The organism is Streptomyces sp. N35 (genome assembly GCF_016464295.1).
Taxonomy (GTDB): domain Bacteria; phylum Actinomycetota; class Actinomycetes; order Streptomycetales; family Streptomycetaceae; genus Streptomyces.
In genome coordinates, this window is sequence record NZ_JAEIMH010000142.1 from 1 (window position 1) to 13,363 (window position 13,363).

Sequence of the window (13,363 nt, forward strand, 5' to 3'; positions counted from 1 at the left end):
ACGGTACGAAACCGTCGGCCCCCGCCCGTATTGCCGCGTCAGCCCCGGGGATCGGCCCGGGCGGGCGTCAGCCTGAGCGGTCAGCCCGAACGGTCAGCCGAAGAACGGAATCTTGAACTCGGGCAGCTTCGTCCCGGCCGGCAGCTTGATGCTGGACGGGTCGAGCGGCTTGGCGACGAGCTTGATCGCGGCGTCCAGGCTGAGCGCGCTCACGATGTTGGCCACCGCGGTGTTCACCAGGGAGATCGAGGCCAGGACCTTGTCCGTGTCCTTCTTCTCGATGGCGTCGACCAGGGCGCTCGCCTGAACGGCGAGACCCGCCATCGCCGCGTCCAGCTGCGGGACATCCTCCGGCGCGGGCGCCGAGGCGAGCGCGCGGTCGAAGGCCGCACGGTAGGCGGCGGTGTCGACCGGGCCCTGCTCGGCGGCGGTGACCAGCTCGTCCGCGGTGGTGAGCACCGCGCGCAGCATGTCCTCGTACGCGGCCTGGAGGTCGGCCGGAACGGCGGCACGCACCGGCGCCTGGGCGACGGCGGCGTAGGAGGCACCCGCGGTACCGAGGACGACGGCGCCCGCGAGCACCGCGCCGATGAGGGCGCGGGCGGTGGTGTGCTTGTGCATGAGGGGGGTCCCTTCCGGGGTTCTTGGTCGAGCGGGTTGGGGGAACGGGCCGGCCCTGACCACAGCCTGTGACCCACCATGACGCTCCGCAACCGCACTGGTCCGAACAGGAGTGCCCGGCCCTGGCCGGAGCCCGCCGGAACACCGGCGCCCCGGCGGACGTTCTTCCGTGTGCCGAACCCGAAGACGTGACCGCAACAGAGGGAGTCGTTTGTCATGGCACTCAGCCGCGAAGAGCGCGAGCAGTTCCTCTCCGAGCCGCACGTGGCCGCCCTGTCCGTCGACGCGGGCGACGGACGGGCGCCCCTGACGGTGCCGGTCTGGTACCAGTACGCGCCCGGCGGCGACATCTGGATCCACACCGGCAAGGGCTCGCGCAAGCATCAACTCATCGAGAAAGCGGGCCGGTTCACGCTCATGATCGACCGTCTCCAGCCGACCGTCCGCTATGTCTCGGTCGAGGGCCCGGTGATCTCCACGGTCCCGTCGGCCCGCGAGCACCTGGTCGAGATCTCCGCGCGCTATCTGCCGGCCGAAAAGGTCGACGGCTACGTGGAGTTCGCGGAGAAGAACCACGGCGAGGCGGTCATCATCACGCTGCGCCCTGAGCACTGGGTCTCCTCGGACCTGGGCGCGTTCTGAGCTCACGGGCGGGTGCGACGGCCCGAGGTGCCCGGGGTATCCGGGCGTCCGGGCGTCCGGGCGTCCGGGCGTCCAGGCGTCCAGGCGTCCAGGCGTCCAGGCGTCCAGGAGCGTATGAGAATCCCCGTATGACGTCGTACGAGGGACACGCACCGCAAGAGGCCGCCGCACCCGCCGCCGGGCACCCCACGGCCGAGGAGTTCACCGGGCTGCTCCGGGCCCAGCGCGTCTGGGACATCGAGCTGCCGGCCTTCGACCCGGCCGCGGCACCCGACGCGCCGCTGCCCCTGTTCCGCCGCTGGTTCGCCGAGGCCGTCGCCGCGGGGCAGAGCGAGCCGCACACGATGCAGCTGGCCACGGCCGACGCGGCGGGCCGCCCCGACGTACGCACCCTGATGCTGCACGGTGCCGACGAGGCCGGCTGGCACTTCGCCTCGCACGCCACCAGCAGCAAGGGCCGCCAGCTCACGGCCCGCCCCGAGGCGGCCCTGCACTTCTACTGGCCGGCCCAGGCCCGCCAGATCCGGCTGCGCGGCCCGGTCACGCAGGCTCCGTCCGGCGAGAGCCAGGCGGATCTGCACGCGCGATCGACGGGTGCGCTGGCCGCGGCGCTGGTCGGGCGGCAGAGCGAACTCCTCGTATCCCAGGAGGAGTTGGCGCGGGAGTCCGAGGCCGCCTGGGAGCGCGCGCAGGACGAGCCGTCCGCGCCCGTGGCGACATGGACGCTGTACGCCCTGGACCCGGTGGAAGTCGAGTTCTTCCAGGGGGACGCCCGCCGCCGCCACATCCGCCTGCGCTACCGGCGCGAGGGCGACGGCTGGGCCCAAGAGCTGCTCTGGCCGTGAGATCCGGGGAGGCGGACCGTCCCCGAGACCTCAGGCGGACCGCCCCCGAGACCTCAGGAAGCGGGCCGGAACACCGCCACCCGGAACCCCTCCGCCTCCCGGAAGGTGACCTCGAGGTCCATCCCGACCGCGAGGTCCTGCTCCGCGCAGTCCACGACCTCGGTCATCATCCGCGGCCCCTCGGCCAGATCGACCACGGCCGCGGTGTACGGGGTGCGGGTGCCGAAGGGCGGCAGGTCGTTGCGGTGCACGACGGACCAGGTGTAGAGCGTGGCGCGTCCGCTCGCCTCGGTCCAGTCGACGTTCTCGCTCCAGCAGGCGGGGCAGAACTCGCGCGGATAGTGGTGGGTCCGGTCGCAGTCACGACAGTGGCGCACCAGCAGCCGGCCCTCGGCCGCCGCCGCCCAGTAGGGCTCGGTGAAGGCGTCGGGTTCGGGGAGGTCGAACCGTACGGACGAGGCGGGAGCGGAAGAACCGGCGGCCATCAGAAGAGTCCGATCGCGTTGTCGAGGGACCAGGTCTGCCAGGACATGGCGAAGAGCGCGACGAAGGAGATCAGCCCCATCATCGCGTTCTGCCCCTGCTCGGCCCAGTCGTGGATCATCAGGACGAGGTAGAGGAGGTTGAGCAGCAGACCGCCGATCAGCGCGATCGGGGTGAGGAAGCCGACGATCAAGCCGAGGCCGAGGGCGAGTTCGGCGTAGACGACGATGTACGCCATCACCTTGGGCCGGGGCTCGACGACCTTTGTGAACCCGGTCTTCACGAACGGCCACTTGTGCTTCCCGGCCACGTCGGCGGCCCAGGCGATCCCCGTACCGCGCTCGAACCAGCCCTTCTTGTCCTTGTGCCGCCAGCTCTCCAGCCACCACAGACCGAGACCGATCCGCAGTACGGCTGCCCACTCGGCTCCGCTGAGCCAGACCGTGTCCATGCCTGTACACCACCTCACGCGCGAGCCGTTTCTGACGGTACGTCAGTTCAGCGGATGGGGGCGGCTGTGCGCAAGAGGCAGAGACGGATCTCGCAAGGCCGCGAACCGGCGGAGGGGTCTCGCGAACCGGCGGAGGGGTCTCGCGAACCGGCGGAGGGGTCTCGCAAACCGGCGAAGGGGCCTCGCGAACCGGCGGAGGGGTCTCGCAAACCGGCGGATCGGAGCCTCCGTGATCAATTCGCAACCGGTTTGCCGTTTGACCGCGCCCCATCAAGCACCACCCCAATTACGCTCCCGCTCATGGCCGACACGTCTCACACCCCGCCCCCCGGCATGGACCGCACCGAGGACCGCCCCGTCTACATCGTGGGCGGCGGTCCCGGCGGACTCGCCACGGCCGCCGCGCTGCGCGCCAAGGGCGTACGGGCCGTGGTCCTGGAGAAGTCCGACCACGTGGGTGCTTCCTGGCGGCGGCACTACGACCGGCTCCATCTGCACACCACGCGCAAGCTCTCCGGTCTGCCCGGACTTCCCATGCCACGCCGCTTCGGCCGCTGGGTCTCGCGCGACAACGTCGTGCGCTATCTGGAGAAGTACGCCGAGTTCCACGAGCTGGAGATCATCACCGGCGTCGAGATCTCCCGGATCGACCCCGCGCCCGACGGTGCGGGCTGGCTCCTGCACGGCAGCGGCGGCCGCGAGCTGACCGGTTCCGCGGTGGTCATCGCGACCGGCTACAACCACACGCCGCGACTGCCGCAATGGCCCGGACTCTCCTCGTACGAGGGCGAGTTGCTGCACGCGAGCGAGTACCGCAACGCCAAGCCGTACGCGGACCGCGACGTCCTGGTCGTCGGCGTCGGCAACACGGGCGCCGAGATCGCCGTGGACCTCGTCGAGGGCGGCGCCTCGCGCGTACGCCTCTCCGTGCGCACCACCCCGCACATCGTCCGCCGCTCGACGGCGGGCTGGCCCGCCCAGCGCACCGGCATTCTGGTGCGGCGGCTTCCGGTCGGACTGGTGGACCGGCTCGCCGCCCCGATAGCGAAGCTGTCGGTCCCGGATCTCTCCGCGCACGGGCTGCCGCGCCCGGACACGGGTCTGTACTCACGGGTCCAGGAGGGTTCGATCCCGGTCCAGGACGTGGGTCTGATCGACGCCGTACGCAAGGGAGTTGTCGAACCGGTCGCCGCGGTCGCGTCCTTCGACGGCGGCAAGGTGGTCCTCGCGGACGGCTCGTCCCTCGCCCCTGACGTGGTGATCGCGGCGACGGGGTACACACGGGCCCTCGAGCCCCTGGTCGGGCATCTCGGGGTCCTCGACGAGCAGGGCCGTCCGGTGGCCCACGGAGCGGAGACCTCTCCGTCGGCGCCAGGGCTCTTCTTCAACGGGTTCGTCAACCCGATTTCCGGAATGCTCCGCGAAATGGCACTGGACGCGGAACGGATCGCGCGGGCCTTGTCGCGGTGACGGTCCGCGGGGTGGGCTGTCGGCTGCTGGGCTGTCGGCCGGCCGGCCCGACCGCGCTCCTAGCCGCCCGGGCAGTCCCCGCCCACCCGGGGGCCAAGCCCCTTGAACGCTATCGCCCCCCACTGACATCGCACGCAGACGCCCCTTACCTCACCCCACTTACCTCCCCCACCCCCCACCGTCGCACGCCAGTTCTGCCACAGTGGCGTGGCTGAAGTCGCCCCAGTTGCACGTGAGTTCACCCACAGACACGGAGGACGCACATGGCACGTGAAAGATCCAGCCTCACCCGCCGCACGCTGCTCGGCGCAGGAGCAGCGACCGGCGTGGCCACCCTTGCGGGAGTCACTGCGGCACCCGCCACGGCCGCCGCCGCCCGTGACGCCGACGTCGTCATCATCGGCGCCGGTCTAGCCGGCCTCACCGCCGCGCGCGATCTCAAGAAGGCCGGCAAGAACGTCGTCGTCCTGGAGGCCCGTGACCGCGTGGGCGGCCGGGTCCTGAACCTTCAAGTCCCGGGCGGTGGCGTCACCGAGGGCGGTGGCGAGTTCATCGGGCCCACCCAGGACCGGATGAAGGCGCTCGCCGACGAGGTCGGTGTCGGGACGTTCCCCACGTACAACACGGGCAAGAACCTGCTGCGCAAGGACGGCAGGAACACCCCGTACGCCACGGACGGTCTGCTCGGGGCCGTCCCGCCGATCGACGTGGCCGGGCTCGCCAACGCCGCGGCCGTGCAGGCACTGCTCAACGACATGGCCAAGAAGGTCCCGGTGGGGGCTCCTTGGACCGCCGCGAAGGCGCAGGAGTGGGACCAGCAGACCTTCGAGACCTGGCTGCGGCACAACGCGATCGTGCCCTCGGCGAAGTTCCTCTTCGACGTGGCCTGCGCCTCGGTCTTCAGTGCCGAACCCCGTGAACTCTCGCTCCTGTTCGTGCTGTTCTACATAGCGGCGGCGGGCAACGAGTCGAACCCGGGCACGTTCGAGCGCCTCACCGAGACGGCGAACGGCGCCCAGGCCATCCGCTTCAAGGGCGGCTCCCAGCTCGTGCCGGTCAAGCTGGCCGAGACGCTCGGCGACAGCGTGGTCCTGAACGCGCCCGTGCGGCGCGTGGCCAAGGACGGCGCCACGTACACGGTGACCGCCGACGACATCACGGTTCGCGCGGGCCGGGTGATCGTGGCTCTCGCGCCGCCGCTCGCCGCCCGTATCGACTTCGACCCGGTCCTGCCCGCCGCCCGCGACCAGCTGGCTCAGCGCCTGCCCATGGGTTCGGTCGGCAAGGCGATCGCGATCTACGACCGGCCGTTCTGGCGCGACGCCGGCCTCAACGGCCAGGCGCTCAGCGACACCGGCATGGTCCGCTCCACCTTCGACAACTCCCCCGAGGACGCCTCGTACGGCGCCTTGATGGGCTTCATCGAGGCGGACCAGATGCGGGCCCTGAACGGGGCGAGCGAGGCCGAGGTGAAGGCGGCGGTCCTCAAGGACTACGCCACGTACTTCGGCGAGAAAGCCAAGACCCCGACCGCGTTCCTGCTCCAGCGCTGGGACAACGAGCGCTTCACGCGCGGCGGCCCGGTCGCGTACGCCCCGCCCGGCGTCCTGACCGCGTACGGCCCCGAACTGCGCCGCCCCGTCGGCGGGATCCACTGGGCGGGCACGGAGACCTCGACGTACTGGATGGGCTACATGGACGGTGCCGTGCGCTCGGGCGAGCGGGTGGCCAAGGAGGTTCTGGCGGTGCTGTGACCTCGCAGTCCGCTCACGCGGGGCGCCCGGTCGGGGTATCTCTCGGCCGGGCGCTGTGCGTTACCGGGTGTGGGCCGGGTCAGACCTTGGTCCCCAGCGCACCGGCGCCATCCCCCAGCACCCGCTCCAGCGTCGCGTACCCCGCCGGCTCCCACGTCGGCTTGCCGCCGGGGCGGCCGAGGCGGCCGTTGCGGCCGATCGCGATCAAGTTGAGGGCGCGCAGTACGGCCCAGCCGCGGGCCCGGTCGACCGTCGCCGCATCGGCGCGCTCGTAGGCGTCGAAGAACGGGGACGCCGCACCGGCCGGCAGCAGGATCCACGCGGCCGACAGATCCGTCGCGGGGTCGCCCGCGCACATGTCCCCGAAGTCGATGACCCCGGCCAGAGTCCCGTCCCGTACAACGACGTTGGCGGGATGCAGGTCGCCGTGCAGCCACAGCCGCGGGCCCTGCCACGCGGGGGCCCCGAGTGCCTTCTCCCATACGTCCCGTACGGCAGCGGCGTACGGCTGTCGGCGGATGGGCTTGAACCAGGTTTTCACGCCCCGGAGTTGGGCCAGGTGGACGTCACGCGCGGGGTTGGCCGGGGCGTCGTCCGGTGCCTTTTCGTGCAGGGCGCCGAGGAACTCCGCCAGGAGCCCGGCGGAGGAGGCATCCGTGACCGGCGCCCGGTCTGCGGGCTCGCCCTCGACCCACCGCACGACGGACCAGGTGTGCCCGAACAGCTCGGACGGCTCACCGGTCCGTACGGGGACGGGCGTCGGCAGCGGCAATCGCGAGGCGAGCTCCGGCAGCCATCTCTGCTCCGCCCGCAGCAACTCCGGCGCCCGCTCGGTCCGCGGCATCCGCACGGCCAGCTCGTCCCCGAGCCGGAACTGCTGGTTGTCCCAGCCCCCGACGACCTCCCGCAGCTCGAGCTCCGCCAGATCGGGGTGCTGCTCCCGCAGCAACGCCCGCACGAGCTCGGTCTCGTACCGCACCTCGTCCACCACAACGCCTCCCTCTACGCTCAACGCGCGCTCACCGAGTCCCCGCCTCTGCCCCCGCCCCGCCCCGTCCCCGTCTCTGGAGGACCGTATGAAGCCTGACGACCCGTACCGGAGGGCTTGGCGGGACTTCATTCTGGCGTTCCTGACCTTGTACCTCCTGATAGCCGTGTCCCTGCTGCTCACCGGCGCCTCCGCGGGCCGGGCCTGGACCGCTCCCCTGGGGCTGACTGCTCCCGGGCTGGGGATCGCCTTCGTCATCTACCGCAGGCGTCCCGGGCCCTAGGTGTACGGGCCCTGGGTGTGCGGACCCTAGGTGTACGGGTCCTCAGGACCCCTCCGGCCGCAGCGCCCCGAACCGCACGTCGCGCCACAGGGCGCGAAGCGGCGTGTCATCTCCCGCCGCCAGGTGATCGTCGGGAACGGACCAGGACTTGACCGGTGTGGTGGCGGCGGTCAGCGGCGGCCAGCCCGGGTCGCCCGTCGTCGCGAAGGCCGCCCAGGCGTGGAGCATCCGGGCGGACAGGGCACGGTCGTCGGCATCGGGGGCGCCGCCGATGAGGAAGTCGGCGCCCACGGCGTCCAGGTTGCCGAAGGCGAACGGGACGTCGGCGGTGTGCCAGGGGCGGGCCGGGCCGCGTCGGCGGGTGAGGCGGGAGGCGTAGGCGCGGCCGCCGGCGCGGGCGTGCTGTTCGGCGAGGCGGGTGGTGTACTCGGCGAAACATGCGTCGCCGGAGAGCGCCAGGTAGCGGTCGAGCGCGGGGGCGTCCGGCATCAGCTCCCGGTAGCCGTCGAGGATGCGGGGCGGGAGGGTCAACGCGGCGGCGAAGTCGGCCAGTTCGGGCTCGGTGGCGACCTCCCGTATCGCCCCCACCGCATGCAGGAACCAGGCCTCCTCCAGCGCGTGGCACACCAGGAGATCCACCTCGCGCGCCGCCCCGGACGCGAGGGCATCGAGCGGGGTCGCGGGCAGCACCTCGCCGTCGACCACGGGCTGGAAGATCACGGGGTTGTACGCCTGGACCGCCGCCACCGGGTCGGTGCCGCACCGCGCGGCCACCTGGTCGGCAGCCGCCACCAACGCGGCGGGCGGCAGGGACAGCAAGCCCTCCGCGGTCGGCGGGACGCCGGCCTCGCGGGCGATCCTCGCGGTGACGGCCGCGGCGAGTTCGGGGGCGTAGAAGACACCGGGGACGCTGTGGGCGATGACCCGTCGGAAGAGTCCATGGGCCGGCTCCATGGCCATCATGCAGACGGCCGCACCCGCGCCGGAGGAGTGCCCGGCGACGGTGACGTTGCCGGGGTCGCCGCCGAAGGAGGCGATGTTGTCGCGCACCCAGCGCAGTGCGGCGAGCTGGTCCAACAGGCCGCGGTTGTCGGGGAGTCCGGGGACGTGACCGAACCCCTCGAAGCCGATCCGGAAGGTGCAGCTCACGACGACGAGGCCGGCGCGCGCTAGCGCCGCGCCGTCGAAGTGGGGCTCGGCGGAGGACCCGAAGGTGTACGCGCCGCCGTGGATCCAGAACAGGACGGGCAGCGCGCGGGCCCTCTCGGGCACCCACACGTTGACGGTGAGGATGTCCTCCTCCCCGTCCCGCCACACGGGTGCTCCGGGCAGCTCGGCCGACTGCGGCGCGATGGGCCCGAAGGCGGTGCACTCCCGCACGCCGCCCCACGGGGGCGCGGGCTCCGGCTCGCGGAACCGCAGGGATCCGAACGGCGCGTCCGCGTAGGGAATCCCGAGCACGGCGGTGACGCCGTCGACGGGTTCCCTGCCCCGTACGCGGCCGCTCGTTGTCCGGTACTGCGATGTCACGTCGGTCCAGCCTTTCCGGGAGCGCACGGCGCGCACCGGAGTGGATCATGCCGTACGGGGAGGGCTGCCCAGGGGGCGCCAGCGAGCGGGCGCCGGTGCGGGGCACGGTTCGGCGGGAAGGGCAGGGCACGGTTCGACGCGAAGGGCGGGGCACGGTTCGACAGGAAGGGCAGGGCACGGATCGAGCCACTCCGGAGCGAGATCGCGATCTTCTCGTACGGCGAGGTCTGGCCGCCTCCGAAGCCGGGTACGGAACTCCCGACCCGCCCCCGAAGCCGGGCAGGCAACCCCCGCCCCAACCCATCCGCCCCCCTTCCCGTGCCGTTCTCGTGCAGATTCCGGTGCAGACCTGTTCCTGACGGAGCGTCAGTTCAGTAATCTGACTACGCGTCAGTTCTGTTGGCCGTAGTCAGGACGTAACTCAGGAGGCGGGCGTCAGCGATGCTTGGATCGACTCACGGCACCCTCACCACCGACTCCCGCCCGGCCCGTGTCGTGGCCTGCGGCGAGCGCCCCACGCCGGCGGTGCACAGTGTCGCGGGCCCCCCTGGGGCCTCCGACCTGGATGTCAGCGGCCGCCCGTTGCACGCGGACGTGCCCGACCTGGACAAGTTCTTCCGCCCCGAGTCGGTCGCCGTCATCGGCGCCTCCGACGCCGAGGGCCGCCCCAACACCGGTATCACCAAGCAGCTCATCGCGTGGGCCGAGCGGGTCGGCGCGCGGCTGCACCCCGTGCACCCGACCCGGGAGTCCGTCTTCGGGATACCGTGCGCGCCCTCGGTCGCGGACCTGCCCGAGCCGGTGGACCTGGCCGTACTCCTGGTCGGCAATCCACTCCCCGTCATCGAGGAACTCGCTGAATCCAAGGTGAAGTTCGCGGTCGCCTTCGCCTCCGGCTTCGCCGAGACCGGCGAGGAGGGCGCCCTCGCGCAGACCCGCCTCACGGCCGCCGTCGAGCGCTCCGGCATCCGGCTGCTCGGCCCGAACACCAACCTCAACGCCTTCGAGAAGTTCCGCGACGACCTCGACGGACCGGCGATCGCGCTGATCACCCAGTCCGGTCATCAGGGCCGCCCGGTGTTCGCGATGCAGGAGATCGGCGTACGGCTCTCGCACTGGGCCCCGACCGGCAACGAAGCGGACCTGGAGACCTCGGACTTCCTCTCGTACTTCGCCGAGCAGCCCGAAGTCGGCGCGATCGCCTGCTACATCGAGGGCCTCAAGGACGGCCGCTCCTTCCTGCTCGCCGCCGACCGCGCCGCCCAGCGCGGCGTTCCGGTCGTCGCCGTCAAGGTGGGGCGCACGGAGGCCGGCGCCAAGATGGCCGCCTCGCACACCGGCAAGCTCACGGGCGCGGACGATGTGGTGGACGCGGCGATGCGCCAGTTCGGCGTCATACGGGTCGACGGACTCGACGAACTCCAGGACGTGTCCGCCCTGTTGGCGCGCGCCCGCAAACCGCAGGCCGACGGTGTGGTCGTCTACTCGATCTCGGGCGGTACGGGCGCCCACTTCTCGGACCTCGCGACCGAGGCGGGGCTCACCCTCCCCACCTTGTCCCAGGCCAAGCAGGACGAGCTGCACGAGTGGATCCCCTCGTATCTGAACGTCGCGAACCCCGTCGACAACGGCGGCCACCCGGTGGGCGACTGGCGCGGCCGGAAGATCATCGACGCGATTCTCGCCGACCCGTCCGTCGGCGTCCTGATCTGCCCGATCACCGGCCCCTTCCCGCCCATGAGCGACAAGCTCGCGCAGGATCTGGTGGACGCCGCCGAGCAGACGGACAAGCTCATCTGCGTCGTCTGGGGTTCGCCCGTCGGCACGGAGGAGGCGTACCGCAGCACGCTCCTCGGCTCGTCCCGCGTCGCGACCTTCCGCACCTTCTCCAACTGCATCACGGCGGTCCGCGCCTATCTGGACCACCACAAGTTCACCGACGGCTACCGCTCCCCCTTCGAGGAGGCCCCGCGCACCCCGTCGCCGTCCTTCCGCAAGGCGCAGGCGCTGATGCGCCCGGGCCAGCAGCTCAGCGAGCACGCCGCGAAGCAGCTCCTGCGGGCGTACGGGATCCGGGTGCCGCGCGAGCAGTTGGTGACCTCCGCGGCCGCAGCCGTCCGTGCCGCCGGGCTCGTCGGCTACCCGGTCGTCATGAAGGCCTCCGGCGCCCAGCTCGCCCACAAGACCGAACTCGGCCTGGTGAAGGTCGGGTTGACCTCCGCCTCACAGGTCCGCGACGCCTACCGCGAACTCACGGACATCGCCCGCTACGAGGGCATCAAGCTCGACGGGATCCTGGTCTGCCAGATGGTGGAGAAGGGCGTCGAGATGGTCGTCGGCGTCACCCACGACTCGCTCTTCGGGCCGACGGTGACGGTCGGACTCGGCGGCGTCCTGGTCGAGGTGCTGCGCGACGCGGCGGTCGCTGTACCGCCGTTCACGGAGGACCACGCCCGCGCGATGCTGTCCCAGTTGCGGGGCGCGGCGCTGCTCGACGGCGTACGGGGAGGGCCGCCCGTCGACGTCGACGCCCTGGTCGAGGTGGTGCTCAGGGTCCAGCGGATGGCGCTCGAACTGGGCGACGAACTGGCTGAGTTGGACATCAACCCGCTGATGGTGCTGCCGCGGGGTCAGGGTGCGGTGGCGCTGGACGCGCTGGCCGTGTGCCGCTGAGGGGCTGGCGCTGAAGGTCTGACGCTGAAGGTCTGATGCTGAGGTCTGACGCTGAGGTCTGACGTACACCCGTATACGAGAGGGAGCTCCGTGCCCGAGGAACAGCAGCCGGATGACGTCCTGCACGTCGTCGAGAACGGCGTCTCGTGGATCACGCTCAACCGGCCCGAAGCCATGAACGCCGTCACCTGGGACCAGCGCGAGCGCATCATGGCGCTGCTCGCGGCGGCGTCCTCGGATCCCGCGATACGGGCGGTGGTGATCACCGCGACCGGCAAGGGTTTCTGCGCGGGCGCCGACCTGCGCGGCTCACCCGATACCGGGGGTGAGCGGGTGGCCGGCGATGTGGCGCGGATGATCCGCCAGGGCGCCCAGCGCTTCATCGCCTCGGTCATGGACTGCGAGAAGCCGGTGATCGCGGCGGTCAACGGGACCGCGGCCGGCATCGGCGCCCATCTGGCCCTCGCGTGCGATCTGGTCCTCGCCTCGGAGTCCGCCAAGTTCATCGAGGTGTTCGTACGGCGCGGGCTCGTGCCCGACGGGGGCGGGGCGTATCTGCTGCCGCGGCTGATCGGGCCGCAGCGGGCCAAGGAGCTGATGTTCTTCGGCGACTCGGTACCGGCGGCGGAGGCGGAACGCCTCGGTCTGGTCAACCGGGTGGTCCCGGCGGCCGACTTGGAGAAGACGGCCCGCGAGTGGGCCGAACGCCTCGCCCAGGGCCCGACCCGCGCGCTCGCGATGACCAAGCAACTGGTCAACGCCTCCCTGGATGTGGACCGCGCGACCGCCTTCGCGGCGGAGGCGACGGCCCAGGAGATCAACATGACAACCCGGGACGCCAATGAGGGCGTGGCGAGCTTCGTGGAGCGGAGGTCGCCTTCGTACGAGGGCCGCTAGCCGGACAGACCCCTCCCTCCCGGGGGCCGAGCCCTTGAAAGGCTATCGGCCCCCACTGACAACGCAGCGCCGCCGGAGCCACCAGCTCCGGCGGCCTACGCATGCGCGCTCGCCGCCCTTCGCCCCGCCCTCGTAAAGACGACGCGAACAACCCTCCACCCCTTCCAATCTGACGAGGCGTCAGCTTCAATGAGGAACGTGATGGGACACGCAGGGATGGCGGCCACCACCATCCGATACCTCAGGTCCACCGGCGCCCTCCCGGTCGCCGAACCCGTCGAAGCGCTGCCGCGCCCGGATCTACGGGCGGTGGGCGAGGACGAGCGGCTACCGCTCGATCCGGCCGAATTCCGGCGCGTGCTCGGGCACTTCGCCTCCAGCGTCACCGTCATCACGGCCACCGCCGCCGACGGGACTCCGGCCGGCTTCGCCTGCCAGTCCTTCGCCTCCCTCTCCCTCGACCCGCCGCTGATCGCGTTCATGGTCGCCCGCACGTCGACGACCTGGCCGAAGATCGCCGAGGCGGGCTCGTTCTGCGTGAACATCCTGGGCGCGCACCAGGGCGAGCTGTGCCGCGGCTTCGCGGTCAGCGGCGCGGACAAGTTCGCGGGCGTGGACTACGACGCGGCCCCGGTCTCGGGCGCCCCGCGCCTGAACGGCGCCCCCGCCTGGCTGGGCTGCACGGTCCACGCGGTCCACACCGGCGGCGGCCACCTGATCGGCGGG

General features: G+C 71.7%; 13 protein-coding genes. 8 read left to right on the forward strand and 5 right to left on the reverse strand.

Features of this window, described 5'->3' with window-relative positions; genetic code table 11:
* Positions 1-93: 93 nt before the first annotated feature.
* The gene (locus JAO81_RS40105; protein WP_199552943.1) at positions 94-621 is read right to left on the reverse strand and encodes a hypothetical protein; all 528 of its coding nucleotides are present in this window, start codon (positions 619-621) and stop codon (positions 94-96) included.
* 216 nt (positions 622-837) lie between these two features.
* On the opposite strand from JAO81_RS40105, the gene JAO81_RS40110 reads away from it, so the two are divergent.
* Both JAO81_RS40110 and JAO81_RS40115 read left to right on the forward strand, forming a co-directional pair.
* The gene (locus tag JAO81_RS40110; protein ID WP_199552944.1) at positions 838-1,263 is read left to right on the forward strand and encodes a pyridoxamine 5'-phosphate oxidase family protein; all 426 of its coding nucleotides are present in this window, start codon (positions 838-840) and stop codon (positions 1,261-1,263) included.
* A gap of 128 nt (positions 1,264-1,391) precedes the next feature.
* Positions 1,392-2,108 carry a pyridoxal 5'-phosphate synthase gene (locus JAO81_RS40115; RefSeq protein ID WP_199552945.1) on the forward strand — a complete coding sequence of 239 codons (717 nt, stop codon included), beginning with the start codon at positions 1,392-1,394 and terminating at the stop codon, positions 2,106-2,108.
* Between the two features lie 53 nt (positions 2,109-2,161).
* On the opposite strand, the gene JAO81_RS40120 is transcribed toward JAO81_RS40115, so the two are convergent.
* The gene (locus JAO81_RS40120; protein WP_199552946.1) at positions 2,162-2,593 is read right to left on the reverse strand and encodes a Zn-ribbon domain-containing OB-fold protein; all 432 of its coding nucleotides are present in this window, start codon (positions 2,591-2,593) and stop codon (positions 2,162-2,164) included.
* Entirely contained in the window at positions 2,593-3,042 is a 450-nt protein-coding gene (locus tag JAO81_RS40125; protein ID WP_199552947.1) for a DoxX family membrane protein, read from the reverse strand. The genes JAO81_RS40120 and JAO81_RS40125 overlap by 1 nt, the downstream gene beginning before the upstream one ends.
* A gap of 300 nt (positions 3,043-3,342) precedes the next feature.
* Here JAO81_RS40125 and JAO81_RS40130 point away from each other — a divergent pair, with 300 nt between their 5' ends.
* Positions 3,343-4,512 (forward strand): NAD(P)/FAD-dependent oxidoreductase, encoded by a 1,170-nt coding sequence (locus JAO81_RS40130; RefSeq protein ID WP_199552948.1) that lies wholly within the window; start codon positions 3,343-3,345, stop codon positions 4,510-4,512.
* Positions 4,513-4,775: 263 nt separating this feature from the next.
* Entirely contained in the window at positions 4,776-6,266 is a 1,491-nt protein-coding gene (locus JAO81_RS40135) for an FAD-dependent oxidoreductase (protein WP_199552949.1), read from the forward strand.
* A 79-nt stretch (positions 6,267-6,345) separates the two neighbouring features.
* Here JAO81_RS40135 and JAO81_RS40140 read toward each other — a convergent pair whose 3' ends face one another.
* Entirely contained in the window at positions 6,346-7,254 is a 909-nt protein-coding gene (locus tag JAO81_RS40140; protein WP_374194419.1) for an aminoglycoside phosphotransferase family protein, read from the reverse strand.
* 88 nt (positions 7,255-7,342) lie between these two features.
* Between JAO81_RS40140 and JAO81_RS40145 the strand changes: the two genes are divergently transcribed.
* Positions 7,343-7,537 (forward strand): hypothetical protein, encoded by a 195-nt coding sequence (locus tag JAO81_RS40145; RefSeq protein WP_199552955.1) that lies wholly within the window; start codon positions 7,343-7,345, stop codon positions 7,535-7,537.
* Positions 7,538-7,579: 42 nt separating this feature from the next.
* On the opposite strand, the gene JAO81_RS40150 is transcribed toward JAO81_RS40145, so the two are convergent.
* Positions 7,580-9,067 carry a carboxylesterase/lipase family protein gene (locus tag JAO81_RS40150; RefSeq protein WP_199552951.1) on the reverse strand — a complete coding sequence of 496 codons (1,488 nt, stop codon included), beginning with the start codon at positions 9,065-9,067 and terminating at the stop codon, positions 7,580-7,582.
* Between the two features lie 441 nt (positions 9,068-9,508).
* Here JAO81_RS40150 and JAO81_RS40155 point away from each other — a divergent pair, with 441 nt between their 5' ends.
* The 3 genes from JAO81_RS40155 to JAO81_RS40165 all read left to right on the forward strand — a co-directional run.
* Positions 9,509-11,740, forward strand: coding sequence for an acetate--CoA ligase family protein (locus JAO81_RS40155; protein WP_199552952.1), 2,232 nt, complete (start codon positions 9,509-9,511; stop codon positions 11,738-11,740).
* Between the two features lie 174 nt (positions 11,741-11,914).
* Positions 11,915-12,637 (forward strand): enoyl-CoA hydratase/isomerase family protein, encoded by a 723-nt coding sequence (locus tag JAO81_RS40160; RefSeq protein ID WP_233416591.1) that lies wholly within the window; start codon positions 11,915-11,917, stop codon positions 12,635-12,637.
* A gap of 201 nt (positions 12,638-12,838) precedes the next feature.
* A partial coding sequence (locus JAO81_RS40165; RefSeq protein WP_199552954.1) for a flavin reductase family protein occupies positions 12,839-13,363 on the forward strand: 525 nt, incomplete at its 3' end.

Excerpts from the sequence above, each read along its gene's own strand:
- JAO81_RS40145 (WP_199552955.1), top strand. The coding sequence starts at position 7,343 with ATGAAGCCTGACGACCCGTACCGGAGGGCTTGGCGGGACTTCATTCTG.
- JAO81_RS40110 (WP_199552944.1), top strand. The coding sequence starts at position 838 with ATGGCACTCAGCCGCGAAGAGCGCGAGCAGTTCCTCTCCGAGCCGCAC.
- JAO81_RS40135 (WP_199552949.1), top strand. The coding sequence starts at position 4,776 with ATGGCACGTGAAAGATCCAGCCTCACCCGCCGCACGCTGCTCGGCGCA.
- JAO81_RS40125 (WP_199552947.1), bottom strand. The coding sequence starts at position 3,042 with ATGGACACGGTCTGGCTCAGCGGAGCCGAGTGGGCAGCCGTACTGCGG.
- JAO81_RS40130 (WP_199552948.1), top strand. The coding sequence starts at position 3,343 with ATGGCCGACACGTCTCACACCCCGCCCCCCGGCATGGACCGCACCGAG.
- JAO81_RS40105 (WP_199552943.1), bottom strand. The coding sequence starts at position 621 with ATGCACAAGCACACCACCGCCCGCGCCCTCATCGGCGCGGTGCTCGCG.
- JAO81_RS40155 (WP_199552952.1), top strand. The coding sequence starts at position 9,509 with ATGCTTGGATCGACTCACGGCACCCTCACCACCGACTCCCGCCCGGCC.
- JAO81_RS40120 (WP_199552946.1), bottom strand. The coding sequence starts at position 2,593 with ATGGCCGCCGGTTCTTCCGCTCCCGCCTCGTCCGTACGGTTCGACCTC.
- JAO81_RS40115 (WP_199552945.1), top strand. The coding sequence starts at position 1,392 with ATGACGTCGTACGAGGGACACGCACCGCAAGAGGCCGCCGCACCCGCC.
- JAO81_RS40160 (WP_233416591.1), top strand. The coding sequence starts at position 11,915 with ATGAACGCCGTCACCTGGGACCAGCGCGAGCGCATCATGGCGCTGCTC.